The sequence below is a fragment of the Microlunatus kandeliicorticis genome, from assembly GCF_014137855.1.
GTDB classification, from domain to species: Bacteria; Actinomycetota; Actinomycetes; order Propionibacteriales; family Propionibacteriaceae; genus Microlunatus; species Microlunatus kandeliicorticis.
The window spans coordinates 357,457-377,912 of the sequence record NZ_JACGWT010000004.1 but is presented as its reverse complement, the minus strand read 5'-3'; the positions used below and the strand labels follow the sequence as shown (position 1 = coordinate 377,912).

General features: G+C 71.7%; 17 protein-coding genes. 11 read left to right on the top strand and 6 right to left on the bottom strand.

The window, feature by feature from the left end; all coding sequences use genetic code 11:
- Window positions 1–14: 14 nt before the first annotated feature.
- Window positions 15–1,196 (top strand): TRAFAC clade GTPase domain-containing protein, encoded by a 1,182-nt coding sequence (locus FHX74_RS13980; protein ID WP_182560778.1) that lies wholly within the window; start codon window positions 15–17, stop codon window positions 1,194–1,196.
- Window positions 1,197–1,270: 74 nt separating this feature from the next.
- Window positions 1,271–1,534 carry a hypothetical protein gene (locus FHX74_RS13975; RefSeq protein WP_220483929.1) on the top strand — a complete coding sequence of 88 codons (264 nt, stop codon included), beginning with the start codon at window positions 1,271–1,273 and terminating at the stop codon, window positions 1,532–1,534.
- A gap of 54 nt (window positions 1,535–1,588) precedes the next feature.
- Here the strand turns inward: FHX74_RS13975 and FHX74_RS13970 are convergent, their stop codons facing one another.
- Window positions 1,589–3,139 carry a SulP family inorganic anion transporter gene (locus FHX74_RS13970; protein ID WP_328823826.1) on the bottom strand — a complete coding sequence of 517 codons (1,551 nt, stop codon included), beginning with the start codon at window positions 3,137–3,139 and terminating at the stop codon, window positions 1,589–1,591.
- A gap of 220 nt (window positions 3,140–3,359) precedes the next feature.
- On the opposite strand from FHX74_RS13970, the gene FHX74_RS13965 reads away from it, so the two are divergent.
- The 3 genes from FHX74_RS13965 (at window position 3,360) to FHX74_RS13955 (ending at window position 5,838) form a co-directional block, all read left to right on the top strand.
- A complete protein-coding gene (locus FHX74_RS13965) occupies window positions 3,360–3,890 on the top strand; it encodes a DUF1697 domain-containing protein (RefSeq protein ID WP_182560775.1) in 531 nt (176 codons plus the stop codon).
- Between the two features lie 44 nt (window positions 3,891–3,934).
- The gene (locus FHX74_RS13960) at window positions 3,935–5,101 is read left to right on the top strand and encodes an alanine racemase (RefSeq protein WP_182560774.1); all 1,167 of its coding nucleotides are present in this window, start codon (window positions 3,935–3,937) and stop codon (window positions 5,099–5,101) included.
- Window positions 5,102–5,208: 107 nt separating this feature from the next.
- On the top strand, window positions 5,209–5,838 hold the full coding sequence (locus FHX74_RS13955; protein WP_182560773.1) for a hypothetical protein: 630 nt from the start codon (window positions 5,209–5,211) through the stop codon (window positions 5,836–5,838).
- A 27-nt stretch (window positions 5,839–5,865) separates the two neighbouring features.
- Here the strand turns inward: FHX74_RS13955 and FHX74_RS13950 are convergent, their stop codons facing one another.
- The gene (locus FHX74_RS13950; protein WP_220483928.1) at window positions 5,866–6,828 is read right to left on the bottom strand and encodes an alpha/beta hydrolase family protein; all 963 of its coding nucleotides are present in this window, start codon (window positions 6,826–6,828) and stop codon (window positions 5,866–5,868) included.
- A 248-nt stretch (window positions 6,829–7,076) separates the two neighbouring features.
- Here FHX74_RS13950 and dnaE point away from each other — a divergent pair, with 248 nt between their 5' ends.
- Genes dnaE through FHX74_RS20400 form a run of 3 tightly spaced genes read left to right on the top strand, consistent with a single transcriptional unit; the run spans window position 7,077 to window position 11,816 of the window.
- Window positions 7,077–10,655 (top strand): DNA polymerase III subunit alpha, encoded by a 3,579-nt coding sequence (dnaE, locus tag FHX74_RS13945; RefSeq protein ID WP_182560772.1) that lies wholly within the window; start codon window positions 7,077–7,079, stop codon window positions 10,653–10,655.
- Between the two features lie 43 nt (window positions 10,656–10,698).
- Window positions 10,699–11,334: a hypothetical protein gene (locus FHX74_RS20405; protein ID WP_182560771.1), complete on the top strand. Its 636-nt coding sequence runs from the start codon at window positions 10,699–10,701 to the stop codon at window positions 11,332–11,334.
- Window positions 11,331–11,816 carry an OsmC family protein gene (locus FHX74_RS20400; protein ID WP_182560770.1) on the top strand — a complete coding sequence of 162 codons (486 nt, stop codon included), beginning with the start codon at window positions 11,331–11,333 and terminating at the stop codon, window positions 11,814–11,816. Before FHX74_RS20405 ends, FHX74_RS20400 begins: the two co-directional genes overlap by 4 nt.
- 103 nt (window positions 11,817–11,919) lie before the next feature.
- Here the strand turns inward: FHX74_RS20400 and FHX74_RS13930 are convergent, their stop codons facing one another.
- Window positions 11,920–12,561 carry a DedA family protein gene (locus FHX74_RS13930; protein ID WP_182560769.1) on the bottom strand — a complete coding sequence of 214 codons (642 nt, stop codon included), beginning with the start codon at window positions 12,559–12,561 and terminating at the stop codon, window positions 11,920–11,922.
- 208 nt (window positions 12,562–12,769) lie between these two features.
- On the opposite strand from FHX74_RS13930, the gene FHX74_RS13925 reads away from it, so the two are divergent.
- Window positions 12,770–13,993, top strand: a complete 1,224-nt coding sequence (locus FHX74_RS13925) for a Gfo/Idh/MocA family protein (protein WP_182560768.1) — start codon at window positions 12,770–12,772, stop codon at window positions 13,991–13,993.
- Window positions 13,994–14,452: 459 nt separating this feature from the next.
- Here the strand turns inward: FHX74_RS13925 and FHX74_RS13920 are convergent, their stop codons facing one another.
- On the bottom strand, window positions 14,453–17,029 hold the full coding sequence (locus tag FHX74_RS13920) for an ATP-dependent DNA ligase (protein ID WP_182560767.1): 2,577 nt from the start codon (window positions 17,027–17,029) through the stop codon (window positions 14,453–14,455).
- Window positions 17,030–17,087: 58 nt separating this feature from the next.
- On the opposite strand from FHX74_RS13920, the gene ku reads away from it, so the two are divergent.
- Window positions 17,088–18,080: a non-homologous end joining protein Ku gene (ku, locus tag FHX74_RS13915; protein ID WP_182560766.1), complete on the top strand. Its 993-nt coding sequence runs from the start codon at window positions 17,088–17,090 to the stop codon at window positions 18,078–18,080.
- 4 nt (window positions 18,081–18,084) lie between these two features.
- The gene (locus FHX74_RS13910; protein ID WP_182560765.1) at window positions 18,085–18,924 is read left to right on the top strand and encodes an Fpg/Nei family DNA glycosylase; all 840 of its coding nucleotides are present in this window, start codon (window positions 18,085–18,087) and stop codon (window positions 18,922–18,924) included.
- A gap of 201 nt (window positions 18,925–19,125) precedes the next feature.
- Here FHX74_RS13910 and FHX74_RS13905 read toward each other — a convergent pair whose 3' ends face one another.
- Together FHX74_RS13905 and FHX74_RS13900 are read right to left on the bottom strand one after the other, a co-directional pair.
- Window positions 19,126–19,905, bottom strand: coding sequence for an anti-sigma factor family protein (locus FHX74_RS13905; protein ID WP_182560764.1), 780 nt, complete (start codon window positions 19,903–19,905; stop codon window positions 19,126–19,128).
- The gene (locus tag FHX74_RS13900) at window positions 19,902–20,408 is read right to left on the bottom strand and encodes a sigma-70 family RNA polymerase sigma factor (RefSeq protein WP_328823825.1); all 507 of its coding nucleotides are present in this window, start codon (window positions 20,406–20,408) and stop codon (window positions 19,902–19,904) included. The genes FHX74_RS13905 and FHX74_RS13900 overlap by 4 nt, the downstream gene beginning before the upstream one ends.
- Window positions 20,409–20,456: the final 48 nt, after the last annotated feature.

Genomic DNA, 20,456 nt, shown 5'->3' with positions numbered 1-20,456 from the left:
ACTAGGGTTCGACAATGCCCCCCGTCAACAAGAAGAAACAGTCCATTGCCGTCTTCGGCGAGAGTGGGAGCGGAAAGACCGTTCTCTTGTCCTCGTTCTATGGAGCCGCGCAAGAGCCCGGGTACGCGCAGGCCAACTTGTTCCACCTTCTTGCCGATGACGCTGGCCAGGGCACACGGTTGCATCAGTTGTACCTGCGCATGCGCGACGATGCACAGACGCCGGTCGCCAATAATTTCCGTGCTACGAGCTACTCGTTCTCCCTGAAGTTCACCCAGGCCCCGGCTCCGAGCTCGGGCAAGGTGCGTCCGTTCGAGGCGCTTGAACTCGTGTGGCACGACTATCCCGGCGAGTGGTTCAACGGCGACGTGTCGGGGCCAGAGGAGGCGCGCCGCCGAGTCGACACCTTCCGTGACCTGTTGAGCGCCGATGTGGCGCTTCTCCTCGTCGACGGTCAGCGGATGCTCGACCATGCAGGTCAGGAAGAGCGCTACCTTCGCAGCCTGCTGTCGTCGATGCGAAACGCGCTTCTGGGGCTGCGGGACGAGCTGCTGACGGACGGCAAACGGCTCGTGCAGTTCCCACGCATCTGGATCTTCGCGCTCTCGAAGAGCGACCTTCTGCCTGAGACCGATGTTTGGCGATTTCGCGATCTGATGATTGCGCGAGTGGGGGCCGACATCCAGGCGCTTCGAGAGGTGATCGAGACGATGGTCGAGTCGGAAGAAGCTTTGGCGGTCGGTGAGGACTTCGCGCTGTTGTCGTCGGCGAAGTTCGATGGAGGAAGAATCGAGTTCACGCAGCGTGTGGGTGTCGATCTGATCCTGCCGATTGCGGCGATGCTCCCGGTCGAGAGGCACCTGCGGTGGGCCAGCCAGAGGGCTGCCGTCGGCAGGGTGGCGGAGCAGATGATCGGTGAAGTCAGACCGCTGGTCAGCCTGCTGACCGGTGGATTGGCTTTTGTCGCGAAACGGTTCAATCTGCCGGGACCGTTGGGCGCTGTCTCCAGAGCGCTGCTCGGGCTCATGACCAGTAATGTGCTCGACGACGGCCTTCAGTTCGCGGCGAACAAGCTGAAGGAAGCGAACAGCGCCGCCATGGCCAGACACGACCATCTTCGCGCCACCTTGGCAAGATTCGGCCTAGACCTGAAGCGTGGCGAGGAAGAGCGAACACTCCTGCGCAGCGAACGATGAAGCTCATCTGGGCGACGCGTGGCTGGCGGTGGGGCTTTCGATTTCTTCGTGACGCTGGCCTCGAGGATCCCCTCATGCGCTACGAAGCCGCCTTCAACAGATTCGAAGATGACCTCGAGGTCTGTGAACGTGAGCACGATGTCACGGCTCTTCGGTTTCTTGACCCGGCGGGCCGCCGAGACGCCGCCGGGCGCCCTATCCCTCACGACTTCGTGTTGTTCGACGACCTGGCAAAGCAGGTCATGAGCGTCGACGAGGGAGTAGCCAGGGTGTGGCCACTGGTGCGGGCGGATTATTCGTCGCGCTGGGATGGCCCGGCTTCACCGGGCGCGGGGTAGCAACACTCGGTTGGACTCCCGCGGCGATGCTCCACCGGAACGTCGGAGCAGAGCTCAGGACTGGCCGGCCTTGAGCCGCCCGGTCAGCCGGCCGTGCCAGGCCAGGCTGGGCGCGTCCAGGCCGACGATCTCGGCGCGCTTGCCGCGCTGGGCGTACTTGTGCTCGATGGTGTCGAGCGCGGCCACCGAGGACGAGTCGAGCACCTGGGCGCGGCTGAGGTCGACGGTCACCCGGTCCGGGTCGCCGGCGTAGTCGAACCGGGTGGTCAGGTCGTTGCTGGAGGCGAAGAACAGCGTCCCGCGCACCTGGTAGACCCGGTGGCCGCCGTCGGCGGTCTCGATCGGCTCGAGCGGCAGCACCTCGATCAGTCCGGAGACCCGGCGGACGAAGAACAGGATCGCCACCAGCACGCCGACCAGTACACCCCAGGCCAGGTTGCCGGTGGCCACCGTCACCACCACGGTGGCGACCATGATCACCGTGGCGCTGAGCGGCATCGCCCGCAGCGTCCGCGGGGCGATGCTGTGCCAGTCGAAGGTGCCGACCGACACCATGATCATCACCGCGACCAGGGCCGCCATCGGGATCACCGCGACCAGGTCACCGAGCCCCACCACCAGCACCAGCAGGAACACCCCGGCCAGGAAGGTCGAGATCCGGGTCCGCGAGCCGGACGCCTTGACGTTGATCATCGTCTGGCCGATCATCGCGCAGCCGCCCATCCCGCCGAACAGGCCGGTCACCACGTTGGCCACGCCCTGGCCCATCGCCTCGCGCTTCTTCGAGCTCGGGGTGTCGGTCAGGTCGTCCACCAGCCGCGCGGTCATCAGCGACTCGAGCAGCCCGACCGCGGCCATCGCCACCGCGTACGGACCGATGATCCGCAGGGTGGCCAGGTCGACGGGGACGGCCGGCAGCCCGAGCGTCGGGAGGTCGTCGGGCAGGGCCCCCTTGTCGCCCACGGTGGGCACCGCGACGCCGGCGGCCACCGTGATCACGGTCAGCACCACGATCGCCACCAGCGGGGCCGGCACCACCCGGGTCAGCCGGGGGAGCAGCACGATCACCGCCAGGGCCAGCGCGACCAGCGGATAGACCGCCCAGGGCACGCCGATCAGGTTCGGGACCTGCGCGACGAAGATCAGGATCGCCAGCGCGTTGACGAACCCGACCATCACGCTGCGCGGGACGAACCGCATCAGCCGGGCCACCCCGAGCAGTCCGAACACGACCTGGATCAGTCCGGCCAGCAGCACCGTGGCCACCAGGTAGTCCAGGCCGTGGGCGCGGACCAGGGGAGCGACGACCAGCGCGACCGCGCCGGTGGCCGCGGAGATCATCGCCGGTCGGCCGCCGACCACGGCGATGGTCACCGCCATGGTGAACGAGGCGAAGAGCCCGACCCGAGGGTCGACCCCGGCGATGATCGAGAACGAGATCGCCTCGGGGATCAGCGCGAGGGCGACCACCAGCCCGCCCAGCACCTCCGTCCGCAGCCGGCGGGGCGAGCGGAGCGCGGAGAGTACAGTCCAGCGCTGCGGGTCGGTCCCGGCCACGGTGGGTCGGGGCAGGTCGGTGTCGGTCGGCGTGACGGCGGCAGGCACAGCAGGTCCTCGTGGGAGCGGGTCAGCAGCAGGTGTGGGCGCTCCGCCGCGCAGCGAACGCGGGAGCAGCAGGCGGGAGCAGCAGGTCGGGCGCGACGACGGCCTCGTCGTCGGGACGACGCTACTCTCACGTGAGGGGAGAGTCGAGTCGTGGACCGCTCCGAGGCCGACCGCCGCGATAGATTTCCGGCACGACGACGGGGCCGACCAGTGGAGGGCGATGACGAAGCGGCTGGTGGTCTTCCTCCGCGGGATCAACGTCGGGGGCAACCGCACGGTGGCCATGCCCGCGCTCCGGTCGCTGGTCGAGGAGCTCGGCTACACCGACGTCGCCACCTACATCAACAGCGGCAACCTGGTCGTCGGCACCACCCGGGCGGCGGCCGCCGTCACCCGCGAGCTCGAGCAGGTGTTCGCCGACACCTACGGCTTCCCGATCCCGGTGATGAGCCGGACGCCGCGCGCGCTCCGCCATGTGCTCGAGGCCAACCCGTTCCCCGAGGGCGACCCGAAGCAGGTGACCGTCGGGTTCGTGGCCGGCCGGGTCCCGGCCGGTGCGGCGGAGCGGATCGCCGCGCTGGCCACCCCGGAGGAGCGCTTCGAGCTCCGGGCCGGCGAGGTCTTCGTCGACTTCGCCGGCGGCCTCGGCCGCAGCAAGCTCGCCGCGGCACTCGACAAGGCGGTCGGGGCGCCGGTGACCGCCCGGAACGTCCGGACCGTCGAGAAGGTGCTGGCGCTCGCCGAGGGCTGACCACCGTCCCGGGGCCGTCGGCGGCGGGTGGAAGGATCGTCGCCGTGACCGGCCCGACCCCGCCCACCCTGCCCGTCGGCTTCGTCGCCGGACCCGACCCGGCGCCCCGGCTCGACCAGCTCGCCACGCCGGCGCTGCTGGTCGACCGGGTTCGGCTGGAGCGCAACATCGCTACCACCGCCGCCGCGATCGCCGGGGCCGGGGTGGCGCTGCGTCCGCACGTCAAGACCAGCAAGTGCTGGGAGGTGGCGCGGCGCCAGCTCGAGGCCGGCGCCGTCGGCTTCACCTGCTCCACCCCGGCCGAGGTCTCCTGGCTGCTCGGCCACGGCGTCGAGGACCTGTTCTGGGCGCACCTCCCGGTCGGCCCGGCCAAGGTCGCCTTCGCCGTCGAGGCCGCCGCCACCGGCCGGGTGCTGCTGGAGGTCGACTCGCTCGAGGTGGCGCTCCCGCTGGCCGAGGCGGCCGCTGCGGCCGGGGTGGTCGCCCCGTACCTGCTGGAGATCGACACCGGTCAGGGCCGGACCGGGATCGATCCGGACGACGCGCTCGCGCTGCTCGACGCCCTGGCCGACCGGCCCTCGCTGCGCTGCCGGGGGATCACCACTCACGAGGGCCAGCTGACCGGCTACGCCGGCGTCGAGGAACGCGGCCGGGTCGGTCGCGGGGTCGGCGCCGGGATGGTCGCGCTGGCCGAGCGGCTCCGGGCCGCCGGGCACCCGGTCGAGATCGTGTCGGTCGGCTCGACGCCGGGCGCCGCCTCGGTGCCGTTCAGCCCGGGGGTCACCGAGGCCCGGCCGGGCACCTACGTCTACTCCGACCTGACCCAGATCCGGCTGGGCAGCGGGCGACTCGAGGACGCGGCGCTGACCGTCCTCGGTCGGGTGGTCAACCGCAGTCGGGACGGCCGGGCGATCCTCGACGCCGGGACCAAGGCGATGAGCATGGACGCGTTCGGGGCGCTCGGCGGTCTCGGGCTGGTCTGCGACCTGCACCTCCAGCCGCTGCCCGACGTGGTGTTCGAACAGGGCAACGAGGAGCACGGCTTCCTCACCGGTCGCGGGGTGGCCGCGCTGCACGTCGGTGACCTCGTCCGGATCGTGCCCAACCACGCCTGCGGCACCGAGAACATGTGGAGCCGGGTGCACGTCGTCGACGAGGGCACCGAGCACCCCGGCGTGAGCGAGGTGTGGGCGGTCGAGGCCCGGCACTGAGCCCGCCCGGTCGTCCTCGGAGGTTTCCGACGCCCGGCGGCAACTTTTCTCCTCGGGCGTGCATCGAGAGGGATGAAGGCACATCCCAACCGACCAGGAGCACGACCATGACCCACAGCACCCGCTTCGCCGGCCTCTCGATCCGCACCGCCGGCACCGTCGCGGCGGTGGCCACCAGCGCCGTCGGCGGCGGCGGCTTCCTCGGCGGCGGCAACCAGGCCGTCGCCGCCCCGAGCTCCTCGGGCGCGCAGGCCGCCCGGTCCGCGCCCGCGCTCCGGCACGGCATCGTCACCGCCCGCACCAGCCTGACCGGCCGTTCGTTCCCCACCACCCACTCCGAGGCCGGGCCGAGCTTTCGGCGGGGCGCCAGGATCGATCTCGACTGCAAGGTCCACGGCCCGAGCGTCGGCGGCAACGACCTCTGGTACGGCATCCCGATCACCGGCGGCGGCCGGATCTGGGTGGCCGCGAAGTACGTCGCCAACGACGGCCCCGCGCCCGACTTCTGCCGGCCGTCCGGCACCGTCTCGGGTCACGCCCGCGCGACGGTGACCGTCCGACGGGGCCCGAGCAGCGCCGACGCCGCCGCCGGTCGGTACACCCGGGGCCAGCGGGTCGGCCTGGTCTGTTTCGTCGGCCCGACCACCCATCGCTGGCACTACACCGACCGCGGTCGCTGGGTGTCCTCGACGGCGGTCAGCGGCGCCGGGGCGACCCGGTTCTGCGCCGACGCCTGACCGCCGAGCACCCGCCGGCCCGAGCGGTCAGCCGAGCAGTCGCAGCGTCGCGGCCCGACAGGTCGCCCAGGCCGGGGTGCCGACGGTGATCTGCTCGAAGTGGCCGCCGGGCACCCGGCGCAGCTCGGCGGTGCCGCCGGCGGCCCGGTCGGCGGCCACGAAACGCTCCGACTGGCTGATCGGCACCACGTCGTCGTCGGTGCCGTGGACGCAGCAGACCGGGACCCGGATCGGTACCCGCGCGGTTGGTGAGGCGCCGGCGTAGGCGCGCGGGCGGCTGTCGGGCGTGCCGCCGAGCAGGCTCTCGACGGCGCCGCCGCCCAGCCCGAGCCGGGCCGCCTCGACCAGGTCGAGCACCCCGGCCTGGCTCACCGCTCCGCGGAGCCGGACCTGCCCGCCGGTTCCACGCCCACCGCTCGCACCGCCGCTCCCGCCGGACCGCGCCGCCAGCCAGCCGACCAGCTGACCGCCCGCGGAGTGCCCCAGCCCGACCACCCGGGCCAGGTCCAGCGAGACGCCCGCCCGTCGGGCGGCGGTGACCACCGCGGAGCCCGCCAGGGCGTCGAGCGCGGCGGCGACGTCGTCGCCGGTGGCCGGCCAACCGCCCCCGCCGCCCGGTCCCTCGCCGACCCGGCGGTACTCGACGTTCCAGACCGCCACCCCGGCGCGGACGAGGTCGGCGGCCAGCGGACGGCCGAGCTCGAGCCCGTAGCCGGTCGACCAGTAGCCGCCGTGCACGACCACCACCACCGGAAGGCCGGCCGGGACGGACGACGCCGTCGGACCCGGCCCGGGCAGGCTCAGCTCGGCGAACTGGCTCGGATCGCTGCCGTAGGCCACCCGGACCGTCCCGTCCGGAGCCGGGGCTGCGGCGGGAGAGTCCGCGCCGCACGCGGAGAGACCCAGCAGACCGCCGGCCAGCCCGGTCCCGGCGCCCGCGACCACACCCAGCCGGGCGGTGGCGGCGAGCAGCTGGCGGCGGGTCGGCACACCGGTGATTCGGAGCCGGTCGGCGGCCCCGATGCCCGGCCGCGACGGGCCGCCCGGGACGGCCCGACGGGATCTGTGCTGGGATGGCGGCTGGGCCGTGTCGGTCGGCGTCGACTGTCGGTGCGCGGGGCTAGTCTGGCTCCTCTCGCTGTCTTCCCCCAGCGACCCGGCGGCCGTGGCGCGAGCCCGTCCGCCCGACCCGAACAGCGGCCACGCGCCGACCACGATCCTGGAGGTAGTGCACGTTCATGGCGGGTTCCGGGGGCAGGTCCGGCGGCACGGACTCGTTCGTCCACCTGCACGTCCACTCCGAGTACTCGATGCTCGACGGTGCCGCCCGCATCCCCGACCTGTTCGACGGGTGCGAGCGGATGGGGATGCCGGCGCTGGCGGTGACCGACCACGGGTTCCTCTTCGGCGCGCACGAGTTCCACGCCGCCGCGCAGGGCACCGGGGTCAAGCCGATCGTCGGGCTCGAGGCCTACGTCACCCCGAAGACCCACCGCAGCGAGCGCAAACGGGTCCGCTGGGGCGACGCCAAGGACGCGGCCAACGGCGACGACGTCTCGGGCGGCGGCGCGTTCACCCACATGACGATGTGGGCCGAGAACACCACCGGGATGCACAACCTGTTCCGGCTCGGCTCCCGCGCCTCGCTCGAGGGGTTCTTCTACAAGCCGCGGATGGACCGCGAGCTGCTGCAGACCTACGCCCAGGGCCTGATCGCCACCACCGGCTGCCCGTCGGGGGAGGTGCAGACCTACCTGCGGCTCGGCAAGTACGAGGAGGCGGTGGCCAGCGCCGCCGAGTTCCGCGACATCTTCGGCGCCGACAACTACTACGTCGAGCTGATGGACCACGGTCTGAGCATCGAGAAGCGGGTCCGCTCCGGGCTGCTCCAGATCGCCAAGGACCTCCACCTGCCGCTGGTCGCCACCAACGACCTGCACTACTCCAGCCGGGAGGACGCGGCCAGCCACGAGGTGCTGCTCTGCGTCCAGTCCGGCTCGTCGATGGCCGACGCCAACCGCTTCAAGCTCGACGGCGACGGCTACTACCTGAAGAGCCCGGCCGAGATGCGTGCGCTGTTCGCCGAGCTGCCCGAGGCCTGCGACAACACCCTCGAGATCGCCGAGCGGTGCAACGTCGAGTTCACCCACGGCGAGGGCCGGTACATGCCCCGGTTCCCGTGCCCGCCGGGCTACGACGAGACCAGCTGGTTCCTGCACGAGGTCGAGGAGGGGCTCCGGCAGCGCTACCCGGACGGGGTCAGCGCGGCGGTCCGGGCCCAGACCGACTTCGAGACCGAGGTCATCATCGGCAAGGGCTACCCGGGCTACTACCTGGTGGTCGCCGACTTCATCAACTGGGCCAAGGACCACGGCGTCCGGGTCGGCCCCGGCCGCGGTTCGGGTGCCGGCTCGATCTGCGCGTACGCGATGCGGATCACCGACCTCGACCCGATCGAGCACGGGCTGATCTTCGAGCGGTTCCTCAACCCCGAGCGCAAGTCGATGCCCGACTTCGACGTCGACTTCGACGACCGTCGCCGCGGCGAGGTGATCCGCTACGTCACCGAGAAGTACGGCGACGACCGGGTGGCCCAGATCGTCACCTACGGCACCATCAAGGCCAAGCAGGCGGTCAAGGACGCCGGCCGGGTGCTCGGCTACCCCTACGCGGTCGGCGAGAAGATCACCAAGGCGATGCCGCCGGCGGTGCAGGGCAAGGACGTCCCGCTCACCGGGCTGTTCGACAGCGACCACCCGCGCTACACCGAGGGCGGTGAGTTCCGCCAGCTCTACGACACCGACCCCGACGCGCACCGGGTGGTCGACACCGCGATGGGGCTCGAGGGGCTCAAGCGGCAGTGGGGCGTGCACGCGGCCGGCGTGATCATGTCGAGCGACCCGCTGGTCGACATCATCCCGATCATGAAGCGCGAGCAGGACGGCGCGATCATCACCCAGTTCGACTACCCGACGTGCGAGTCGCTCGGGCTGGTCAAGATGGACTTCCTCGGGCTGCGCAACCTGACCATCCTCGGCGACGCGCTCGACAACGTGAAGCTCAACCGGGGGATCGAGGTCGACCTCGACGCTCTGGCCAAGACCCTCGACGACCGGGAGACCTACGAGCTGCTCGCCCGCGGCGAGACGCTCGGGGTGTTCCAGTTCGACTCCTCGGGCTACCGCCAGCTCTGCCGGCTGATGCGGCCCACCGAGTTCAACGACATCTCCGCGCTCGGCGCGCTCTACCGCCCGGGCCCGATGGGGGCCGACAGCCACACCAACTACGCGAAGCGGAAGAACGGCCAGCAGGCCGTCAGCTACGTGCACCCGGAGCTGGCCGAGGCGCTGGCCCCGATCCTCGGCGAGAGCTACGGCCTGATCATCTATCAGGAGCAGGTGCTCAAGATCGCCCAGGAGCTGGCCGGCTACAGCCTGGGTGGCGCGGACCTGCTCCGCAAGGCGATGGGCAAGAAGAAGAAGGAGGTGCTCGACGCCGAGTTCCCGCCGTTCCGCGACGGGATGCGGGCCAAGGGCTTCTCCGACGCCGCGATCCAGACGCTCTGGGACGTGCTGGTGCCGTTCTCCAGCTACGCGTTCAACAAGGCGCACTCGGCGGCTTACGGGCTGGTCTCCTACTGGACGGCCTACCTCAAGGTGCACTACCCGGCCGAGTACATGGCCGCGGTGCTCCAGTCGGTGCAGGACGACAAGGACAAGATCGCCATCTACCTGGCCGAGTGCCGGCGGATGGGGATCAAGGTGCTGCCGCCCGACGTCAACGAGTCCGAGGCCAACTTCACCCCGGTCGGCGGCGACATCCGGTTCGGGCTGACCGCGATCCGCAACGTCGGCGCCAACGTCGTCGAGGGCATCGTCGCGGCCCGGCAGGAGCACGGCCCGGCCAAGGACTTCTACGGCTTCCTCGACCAGGTGCCGCTGGTGGCCTGCAACAAGCGGGTCATCGAGTCGCTGATCAAGGCCGGCGCCTTCGAGTCGATGGGCCACACCCGGCGGGCGCTGATGAGCGTCTACGAGTCCGCGGTCGACGGCGTGATCGACCTCAAGCGGAACGCCGCCAACGGCCAGGACGGCTTCGACTTCGGCTTCGGCGACGAGGGCGAGGCGGCCACCCTGACCGGGACCGTGCCCGACCTGGACGACTGGGACAAGCGGACGAAGCTGGCCTTCGAGCGCGAGATGCTCGGGCTCTACGTCAGCGACCACCCGCTGCAGGGCCTCGAGCACGTGCTGCACCGCGAGCGCGACATCGGGATCGGCGAGCTGATCGGCGGTGACGAGAGCGGCGAGGGCGGCGGCCGGCGCGAGGGCATGGTCACCATCGCCGGGATGATCACCGCGGTGACCCGCAAGACCACCAAGCGCGGGGACATCTGGGCGGTGATCAGCGTCGAAGACCTGGAGGCCTCGATCGAGGTGTTGCTGTTCCCCAAGGCCTACGACCTGGTCTCGACCGTGCTGGCCACCGACACCGTGGTCCGGGTCAAGGGACGGGTGCGCGCCGACGAGGACGGGGTGGCGCTGATCGGGCAGGAGCTGACGCTGCCCGACGTCACCGACGCCCCGACCGGCCCGGTGGTGATCTCGCTGCCCGCGGTCCGGTGCACCCCGCCGGTCGTCGAGCAGCTGCGGTCGGTGCTGGCCGCGCACCCCGGCATGACCGAGGTGCGGCTGCGGCTGCTGACCCAGAACAAGACCACGCTGATGCGGGTCGACCAGCAGCTGCGGGTCACCCCGTCGCAACCGCTGATGGCCGACCTCAAGGCGCTGCTCGGTCCGTCTTGTCTGGCCTCGTGAGCGCCTGCAGCAGGCGGCCGACCCGAGCCGAAGAGCGGGTGCGGTGAGCAGCCCGGAGAATGAGCTGGCTCCGCCCGACGTCCCGACCGCGGAGCCGGGGAGCACTCCCGACCCGGTCGAGGTCGACAGCCGGCTCAGCCCGAGCCGGGTGGCCGCCTGGCTGCTCGGCTTCCTGCTGCTCTGCCTGGCCGTGGGCGCGGTGTCCGGCGTGTTCTGGGTGCAGGCCGTCGACCTGCCCACCTACACCGTCGGTCAGGACGGGGTGGCCACCACCACCGAGCGCGGGCTGGCCGAGATGTTCGGCTCCGACGCCTGGTACTGCGCGATCGGGTTCTGCGTGAGCATCGGGCTCGGCGTGGTGGCCTGGCGCTGGTTCCACCGGCTCGGCTGGCCGACCGTCCCGGTCGCCGTGGCCGGCTCGGTGATCGCCGCGCTGGTCTGCTGGTACGTCGGGTCGCAGCTCGGTCCGGGACCGTTCGTCGCCCGGATGGCCGCGGCCCGGCCGGGCGACGTGGTGCCGGTGCAGCTCACCCTGCAGACCAAGGTGTCGATCGTGGTCTGGGCCTTCGCCGTGGTCATCCCGGTGCTGCTGCGCGCCTCGCTCGGCCGCGACGAGGAGGACCTGGCCCGCCGCGAGGCGGCCAGCAGGGAGCTGCCCTACCGCTCGGAGCTGCGGTGACCGGACGGACGCACCACTACCGGGTGGAGGTCGTCTGGACCGGGGACCGGGGCGAGGGCACCCGCAGCTATCGCTCGTACGCGCGCGACCACGAGGTGCGGATCGGTGGCAAGGTCGCCACCGCCGCCGGGGTGCTGGCCGGGTCGTCCGACCGGACCTTCCACGGCGACGCGACCCGCTGGAACCCCGAGGAGCTGCTGACCGCGGCGCTCAGCCAGTGCCATCTGCTGAGCTATCTGCACGTCTGCGCGGTCAGCGGCGTGGTGGTCACCGGCTACACCGACGAGGCGGTCGGGACGATGGTCACCGACGCCGACGGCGGTGGGCACTTCACCGAGGTGGTGCTCCGGCCGCGGGTGACGCTCTCCCCGGGCTCGGACCGGGAGCTCGCGCTCGCGCTGCACGACCGGGCCCACCGGCTCTGCTTCATCGCGAGCTCGGTCGCGTTCCCCGTCCGGCACGAGCCGACCGTCGCGGACTGAGCTCGCTCAACGCGCCGAACGCGCCGAACGCGCAGTCGAACGCGCACTGAGCCTGTCGACGTGCTCGAGCGCAGCCCGTCGACGTGCGGCAGGTGACGAGGACTCAGCCGGCGGTGGGGGCCACCCGGCTCCGCACCCGGCGGTAGACGAACACCGCGACGGCGGCGACCACCGCGAGCAGCACCAGCAGCTGGAACACCTCGGCGTACCGCTCGACCAGCATCCAGTTCTCGCCGAGCAGGTAGCCGGCGACCACGAAGACGGTGTTCCAGATCCCGCTGCCGGCGGCCGTGAGCGCGACGAAGCGCACCGGTGACATCCGTTCGACCCCGGCCGGGATCGAGATCAGGCTGCGGAACACCGGGATCATCCGACCGAAGAACACCGCCTTCGAGCCGTGCCGGGCGAACCAGCCTTCGGCCCGGACCACGTCGTCGGCGCTGGTGAGCGGGAGCTTGTCGGCGATCCGCTTGAGCCGCGCCGCGCCGAGCACCCGGCCGAGCAGGTAGAGCGCGACCGCGCCGACCACCGAGCCGACCGTCGTCCAGACCAGCACCTCGACCAGCCCGAAGGTGCCACGGCTCGCGGTGAAGCCGGCCAGCGGCAGGATCAGCTCGCTCGGCAGCGGCGGGAACAGGTTCTCCAGCGCGATGGCCAGGCCCGCACCGGGGCTGCCGAGTCGCTCCATCAGGTCGACGGCCCAGCCGGCCACCCCACCCAGCTCACCCTCCGCACCCGGCTCCATGCCCGTCAACGGTACGGAACCGGGGCAAACGCGGGTCGGTTCCGCGGTCCCGCGCGCGGGTCGTAGGGTGGTGTCCGTCGGTGAAGTTACCCGCGTTGACAATCGCGTCGGCGCCGGGCTCGCCGGCCTCACGGACGCCGCGCCCGGGCTCGCGCCGGGCGCCCACCAGCAACTGACCGCAGACCTCGGAAAGGACCACGTCCCCACCATGAAGATCGGTGTCATCGGTACCGGGCAGTTCGCCCGCAGCTTCATCTCGCTCTGGCAGCTGCACCCCGACGTCGAGGAGGTGTGGGTCACCGACCTCGTTCCCGAGCGGGCCGCCGAGCACGTCGAGCGGCACCAGCTGGCCGGGAGCTTCCCCGACGCGGACGCGCTGATCGCCTCCGACGTCGACGCGGTCGCGGTGATGACCCAGCGCTGGACCCACGGCGAGCTGGTGCTCAAAGCACTCGACGCCGGCAAGAACGTCTACTCCGCGGTCCCGATGGCGATCACCGCCGACGAGATCGCCGCCATCGTGGCCAAGGTCGAGGAGACCGGGCTGATCTACATGATGGGCGAGACCAGCTACTACAACCCGGCCGTGGTCTGGGCGCGGAAGCAGGTCGCCGAGGGCGCCTTCGGCCGCGTGTTCTACTCCGAGGGCGACTACGTCCACGACATGGACAACGGCTTCTACGCCGCCTACCAGTTCAGCGGCGGCGAGGACTGGAAGAAGACCGCCTCCTACCCGCCCATGCTCTACCCGACGCACGCCATCGGCGGCGTCCTCGGTGCGCTGCCGACCCACGCCACCTCGGTCTCGTGCATCGGCATCCACGACGACCGCGGCGACGGCGTCTTCGACACCGAGGTGTCGCTGTGGGGCAACGACTTCTCGAACATGTCGGCGCTGTTCCAGCTGGCCGACGGCGGCGCGATGCGGACCAACGAGTTCCGCCGGGTCGGCTACTGGAAGGGCCACGAGTCGCGGTTCCGCTTCTACGGCACCGAGCAGGTCTTCGAGCAGACCGGCCAGGGCGCCACGCTGGCGGTCAAGACCGAGGGCGAGGACTACGCCAAGGGCGAGGTGCTCGACGTCAGCGACCTCTTCTACACCGGCGGCGGCCAGGTCCCCGAGGGCTTCGGCGACATCGACCCGGCCCTGATGCAGAGCTTCGCCTCCGGCACCGCCAAGGTGCAGGACCGGTCGCGGTTGCCCAAGGAGTTCGAGGGCGCGCACAACGGGCACGAGGGCAGCCACCACTTCCTGGCCGACGACTTCGTGCGCGCGGTGACCACCAAGACCCAGCCGCCGGTCAACGCCTGGCGGGCCGCCCGGTTCACCATCCCCGGTGTGGTCGCCTTCGAGTCGGCCAAGCAGGGCGGCAAGCGGCTCGAGATCCCCGACTTCGGCGACGGCCCGGCCGATCCCGGCTGGGACAGCTGAGCGAACGTGCGCTGAGCCTGTCGGAGCGCGGGAGGACCGCGCACTGAGCCTGTCGGAGCGCGGGAGGAACGTGCGCTGAGCCTGTCGGAGCGCGGGAGGAACGTGCGCTGAGCCTGTCGAAGCGCGGGAGGAACGTGCGCTGAGCCTGTCGAAGCGCGGGAGGAACGTGCGCTGAGCCTGTCGAAGCGCGGGAGGAACGCGCGCTGAGCCTGTCGAAGCGCGGAGGAACGCGCGCTGAGCTTGTCGAAGCGCCCATCCGCCCTTCGACAGGCTCAGGGCACGGTGGTGCTATCCGCGCGCTGAGCTTGTCGAAGCGCCCACCCTTCGACAGGCTCAGGGCACGTGGTGCGGTCCGTGCTCATGGCACGGTGGTGCGGGCCGTGCTCAGGGCACCGTCGTTGGTCCGTGCGCTGAGCTTGTCGAAGCGCCGTTTCGTCCGTCGACAAGCTCAGGGCGCGGTCAGGGCTCCTCGCGCCGGACGTCCTCGGGGGACTTGTCGTCGCGCCAGCCGCGCCAGGACGGGTGCCGGAGGCGGTCGTCGTCGGTGAACTCGCCGTAGCGGACCTCGCCCACGAAGCGCGGCGTCACCCAGCGGGCGTCCTTGGCGTCGAGCCGGGGGACCTCGAGGAACGGGCTGGTCTTGCGTTCCAGCGGGCGCAGCCGGGCCTCGATCTCGGTGAGCATCGCGTCGGTCCAGCCGGTGCCGACCTTTCCGACGTAGGCGAGCCCGTCCGGCCCGGGGATCCCCAGCAGCAGTGAGCCCACCCCGCCGTCGCGGCGGCCCTGCCCGGGCTTCCAGCCGCCGACCACCACTTCCTGGGTGTGGAAGTTCTTGATCTTGAGCCAGGTGTGGGCGCGGCTGCCCGGCTGGTAGACCGACGTCCGCCGCTTGGCCACCACCCCCTCGAGGCGGAGCTGTCGGCTCGCCGCCTCGGCGCCGGCCAGATCGCCCTCGAAGGTCGGCGGCACCTGGATCCGGGTGCCGGCCCCGTCGCCGAGCAGCGCGTCGAGCGCAGCGCGGCGCTCGTCGTAGCTGTCGCGGAGGAGCGACCGCCCGTTCAGGTGCAGCAGGTCGAACACCACCAGCTGCACCGGCGTGTGCCGGCGAGCGGCGGCCACGTCGGCCGGGCGGGTCAGACCCATCCGCTGCTGGAGCCGGGAGAAGCTGGGCACGCCGTCCGAGCCCATCGCCACCACCTCGGCGTCGAGCACCGCCGTCTCGACGTCGACCGCCTCGAGGGCGGAGACGATCTCCGGGTAGGTGACGGTGGCGTCGTTCCCGCGCCGGCTGAGCAGCCTGACCCGGCCGCCGGCCAGGTAGCAGACGGCGCGGACGCCGTCCCATTTCATCTCGAACGCCCAGCCCTCGGAGCTGCCGAACCGCTCCGGGAGGATGGCGGTGGCCAGCATCGGCTCGATCTCGTCCGGGAACGGGATCTCCGCCTCGTCGCCGGACCCCGCCGCCTTCTGTCCTGTGCCGGTCGCCTCGCGCCCTGAGCCCGTCGATTCGCGCCCTGAGCCCGTCGAAGGGCCGAGCGGCACCCTCCCGTGCTCGGGCGACCAGGTGGCTTCGGCGGCCACGTGCCGCCGCGGGTCGGTGGAGCCGGGGGAGACGTCGACCGGGTCCGGGACGCTCGGCGAGCCTTCCATCAGGTGCATCAGCCAGTTCTTCTCCGGCTGGTTGCCCTTGCCGCCGGTGTGGATGATCGCCACCTTGCAGCCGGTGCCCACGCCGCCGGGGCGGGTGCCGTGCAGGGTGACGATCACCTCCTTGCCGTCGCGCCACTTCTCCAGCTCGTAGCGGCCCTCGTCGAAGATGAACACCTCGCCGCCGCCGTACTCGCCGTGCGGGATCGAGCCCTCGAAGCTGCCGTACTCGAGCGGGTGGTCCTCGGTCTGGACGGCCAGGTGGTTGGTCCTCGGGTCGGTCGGGACGCCCTTCGGCACCGCCCAGCTGACCAGCACGCCGTCGTGCTCGAGCCGGAAGTCGTAGTGCAGGCGGCGGGCGTGGTGCTCCTGGATGACGAAGCTCTGCCCGTCACTGGTCGGCGGTGCCGCGGCCGGGACCGGTTCGGGCGTCTTCCGCGGGTCGCGCATGCTGCGGTAGGTCGATAGCCGGTCGGGTCGGCCCGGCGCCGGCACCGCCTGCGGGGCCAGCGGCGCGAAGAGGTCGCCGACCTCCCGGACCCGGGCCAGCACCTCGGTGAAGTCGAGGTGCTCGAGGTCCTCGTCGAGCTCGTCCCAAGTGCGCGGGACGGCCACCGTCGGACGCGACCGGCCGCGGAGCGAGTAGGGCGCGATGGTGGTCTTGTTGCCGTTGTTCTGGCTCCAGTCGATGAACACCTTGCCCTTCCGCTGGGCCTTGGCCATCTCGGAGACCACCAGGTCGGGGTGCGCGCGTTCGAGGGTCTGGGCCAGCTCCCTGGCGATCATGGACGCGTCGTGGCTGGTGTAGCGGCCGTCGAGGTGGGCGTACAGGTGGATGCCCTTGCTGCCGCTGGTCACCGGGAACAGCTCGAGGTCGATGCCGGCCATCAGCTCGCGTGCCCACCGGGCCACCTCGGCGCACTCCGGCAGCCCAACACCGGGTCCGGGGTCGAGGTCGAGCACCAGGCGGTCGGGGTTCTGCGGGCGGCCCCCGTCGTCGAAGCGCCACTGCGGCACGTGGATCTCCAGCGAGGCCAGCTGGGCCAGCCAGACCAGCGTGACCAGGTCGTCGACGATCGGGTAGTGGTTGGTCCGGTCGGAGTGCTCGATCGGGTACCGCGGCACCCAGTCGGGCGTGTTGGTCGGGTTGAGGTTCTTCTCGAAGAACGGGTTGACCGGCGCTCCGGCGTGGCCGACCCCGTTCGGCCAGCGCTTCCGGGTCACCGGCCGGTCGGCCAGGTGCGGCACCATGATCGCGCCGATCTCGTGGTAGTAGCCGATCACCTCGCCCTTGGTGGTGCCGGTCTCCGGATAGAGCACCTTGTCGAGGTTGGTCAGCTTGAGCCGGCGGCCGTCGATCACGACGGTCTGCGGCTCCGACCCGGGCATGGACCCATGATGCCCGCTCGCCCGCCCGACGAAACGCCGGTGGAGCAGACTGGGGGCCATGCGATCGATCTGGAAGGGCGCGATCAGCTTCGGTCTGGTCAGCGTGCCGATCAAGGTCTACAGCGCCACCGAGGACCACGACGTGTCGCTGCACCAGGTGCACCACGCCGACGGCGGCCGGATCCGCTACCAGCGGCGCTGCGAGGTGTGCGGCAAGGTCGTCGAGTACGCCGACATCGACAAGGCCTACGACGGCGGCGACCGCACGGTGATCTTGACCGAGGAGGACCTCGACGCGCTGCCGGAGGAGCGCAGCCACGCGATCGAGGTGGTCGAGTTCGTGCCCAGCGAGCAGATCGACCCGATCATGTTCGACCGCAGCTACTTCCTCGAACCGGACAAGACCGCGCTCAAGGCGTACACCCTGCTGCGGCGCACCCTCGACGAGAGCGACCGCACCGCGGTGGTGCAGTTCTCGCTGCGGCAGAAGACCCGGCTCGGGGCCCTCCGCAGCCGGGGCAAGGTGCTGATGCTCCAGTCGCTGCTCTGGGACGACGAGGTCCGCGAGGCCGACTTCGACGTCCTCGACGGGTCGACCAAGATCAGCGAGCAGGAGCTGCGGATGTCGGCGCAGCTGGTCTCGAGCATGAGCACCGACTTCGCCCCCGACCGGTTCTCCGACGACTACCAGGAGCAGCTGCGGACGCTCATCGAGGCGAAGCTGGCCGAGGGTGACGCGGTCGACACCGCGGCGACGTTCGGGGAGGAGAGCGACGACGAGGACGACGGCGACGCCGACGTGATCGACCTGGTCGAGGCGCTGCGTCGCAGCGTCGGGCAGCACGGGGGCGGGTCGTCGGGCCGGGCAGCCGCCGAGCCGAAGACCGCGAAGAAGACGGCGTCGACGAAGACTGCGAAGAAGGCGGCGTCGAAGAAACCGGCGTCGAAGAAGACGCCCGCCAAGAAGTCGACCGGGAAGAAGGCGACCGCGAAGAAGTCGACCGGGAAGAAGGCGACCGGCGGGAAGACCAGCGAGAAGAAGGCGAGCTGAACCGTTGCCCGAGGGGGACAGCGTCTGGCTGGTGGCGCGCAAGCTCGACGTGCTGGTCGGACGTCCGCTGGTGCGGGCGGAGCTGCGGCGCGGCAAGCTCGCCGGCGTCGAGCTGGTCGGCCGCACGGTCACCGAGCAGGCCACCTGGGGCAAGCACCTGCTGACCCGCTTCGACCACGGCTGGACGCTGCACACCCACCTCAAGATGGACGGCGGCTGGACGATCGTCGGGCCCGGCAAGCAGCTGCCGCGGCGGATGGAACCCGACGTCCGGGTGGTGCTCGGGGTCGAGGGACGGACCGCTTACGGGCTCAGCCTGCCGGTCACCGACCTGGTCCGGACCACCGAGGAGGACCAGGTGGTCGGGCACCTCGGGCCCGACCCGCTGCGCCGCGACTGGGACCCGGCGGCCGCGGTGGCGCGGATCGGTGCGGACCCCGAGCGGCCGGTCAATGCCGCCCTGCTCGACCAGCGGACGATGGCCGGGCTCGGCAACCTCTGGGTCAACGAGCTCTGCTTCCTCCGCGGGGTGAGTCCGTGGACACCGGTCGGCGAGGTGGACCTGCCCTCACTGGTGGCCCTGGCCGCCCGGATGCTCCGGCACTCGGCGACCACCCCGGGCGCCTACCAGGTCACCACCGGCAACAACCGTCGCGGCCGCGAGCACTGGGTGGCCGGCCGCGCCCACCGGGCCTGCCTGCGGTGCGGCACCATGATCGAGGTCCGGGACCAGGGCGACGGTGGCGACGACGAGGAAGGTCGCGAGCGCCGGACCTGGTGGTGCCCGCACTGCCAGCCCGGCCCGGTGCCGGCCTCCCGTACTCCGCGCAGCCCTGTGCGTTGAGCCGCCCGCACGCTGAGCCCGTCGAATCCGTGCGCTGAGCCTGTCGAAGCGCCGAGATGCGCGCGCTGAGCCTGTCGAAGCGCCGAGGTGCGCGCGCTGAGCCTGTCGAAGCGCCGAGGTCCGCGCGCTGAGCCTGTCGAAGCGCCGAGGTACGCGCGCTGAGCCTGTCGAAGCGCACACACCCGCACCGCGAGGGCCGCGTCAGCCGATCGTCGCGCTGAGCAGCACCGTCTGGTCCGGCAGCAGCCGGAGCTCGATCCGGCGCATCTGACCGATGGTCGTCGCGGTCGCGGCGGTGGTGACGATGGGCGACTTCGGGACGCTCCGCCAGCTCGACACCAGCGTGGCCGACCCCTGGGCGTCGATCACGTAGACGCCGTACTGCTCGTCCTCGGGCGGCTGCGCCGCATCCACCCGGTGCCGGCACTCGGTGTCGACCTCGGTGCCCCAGGCCTTGGCGTAGAGCCGGACCGACCCGCTGAGCTCCTCGGGCGGGACCGGGTGCGGGCCCGCCGGACGCAGCTCGGCGACCAGTGTCGGGGCCGGGCCGGTGGCGACCGGCGCGCTGGTCCCACGCAGCCCCAGCACGGCGACCACCGCGACGACGGCCGCGGCCAGGCCGGCACCGACCGCAGTCCAGACCCGGCGGCGCGACCGCAGCCGGTGACTCCGCAGCAGCCGGTCGGCCAGATCGGCCGGTGGTTCCGGGGCGGCCGGCTCGGGCGGGGCGATCCGGGCCCGGGACGTCGCGGCGTCGGCGTCCGGTGTCGCGGACGGGACGGCCGGCTCGAGCAGCGAGAGCCCCTGCGCGTCGGGCAACCGGTGCAGCAGCCCGGGCAGACCGTTGAGGTCGGCCACCTCGGCGCGGCAGCGGGCGCAGCCGGCCAGGTGCTCCTCGTAGGCGCGGCGGTCGGTCGTCGACAGGGCGCCCAGCACGTAGGCGGCGTCCCAGCGGTCGAAGCGCGGGTCGTGCTCGGTCATCGGGTCACCCCCTTCTCCTGCAGCGCCAGCCGCAGCGCGCGCAGTCCGTAGTGCAGCCGCGACTTGACCGTGCCCTCCGGGACGTCGATCTCGCGGGCGATCTCCGGCACCGTCCGTCCGCCGTAGTAGGCCAGCACCACCGCCTGGCGGTGCTCGGCGCTCAGCCCGGACAGCGCGTCGGCGACCAGCATCGCGTCGAAGACGGCGTCGCTCCGGTCGGTCACCGGCTGTTCCGGCAGCTCCTCGGCGACCCGTTCGTGCCGGTGCCGGGCGGACCGGACGTCGTCGATCACCAGGTTGCCCGCCACCCGGAACAGCCACGGCCGCAGGCTGCCGGTCGCCGCGTCGAGCCGGGCCCGGTGCCGCCAGGCCCGCAGCAGCGTCTCCTGGACGACGTCCTCGGCCAGCGAGGCGTTCCCGGTGAGCCGGGTGACGTGGCGCCACAACGCCGGCGCGTGCTCGGCGTAGAGGTCGGCCAGCTCCCACCGGCCGGTCTGCTCCACGCTCACCCTCCTGACACGACACCCCGGCCCGGATCGTTCAGTCCCGGG

Excerpts from the sequence above, each read along its gene's own strand:
- dnaE (WP_182560772.1), top strand. The coding sequence starts at position 7,077 with ATGGCGGGTTCCGGGGGCAGGTCCGGCGGCACGGACTCGTTCGTCCAC.
- FHX74_RS13905 (WP_182560764.1), bottom strand. The coding sequence starts at position 19,905 with ATGACCGAGCACGACCCGCGCTTCGACCGCTGGGACGCCGCCTACGTG.
- FHX74_RS13930 (WP_182560769.1), bottom strand. The coding sequence starts at position 12,561 with ATGGAGCCGGGTGCGGAGGGTGAGCTGGGTGGGGTGGCCGGCTGGGCC.
- ku (WP_182560766.1), top strand. The coding sequence starts at position 17,088 with ATGCGATCGATCTGGAAGGGCGCGATCAGCTTCGGTCTGGTCAGCGTG.
- FHX74_RS13920 (WP_182560767.1), bottom strand. The coding sequence starts at position 17,029 with ATGCCCGGGTCGGAGCCGCAGACCGTCGTGATCGACGGCCGCCGGCTC.
- FHX74_RS13925 (WP_182560768.1), top strand. The coding sequence starts at position 12,770 with ATGAAGATCGGTGTCATCGGTACCGGGCAGTTCGCCCGCAGCTTCATC.
- FHX74_RS13965 (WP_182560775.1), top strand. The coding sequence starts at position 3,360 with ATGACGAAGCGGCTGGTGGTCTTCCTCCGCGGGATCAACGTCGGGGGC.
- FHX74_RS13955 (WP_182560773.1), top strand. The coding sequence starts at position 5,209 with ATGACCCACAGCACCCGCTTCGCCGGCCTCTCGATCCGCACCGCCGGC.
- FHX74_RS13975 (WP_220483929.1), top strand. The coding sequence starts at position 1,271 with ATGCGCTACGAAGCCGCCTTCAACAGATTCGAAGATGACCTCGAGGTC.
- FHX74_RS13980 (WP_182560778.1), top strand. The coding sequence starts at position 15 with ATGCCCCCCGTCAACAAGAAGAAACAGTCCATTGCCGTCTTCGGCGAG.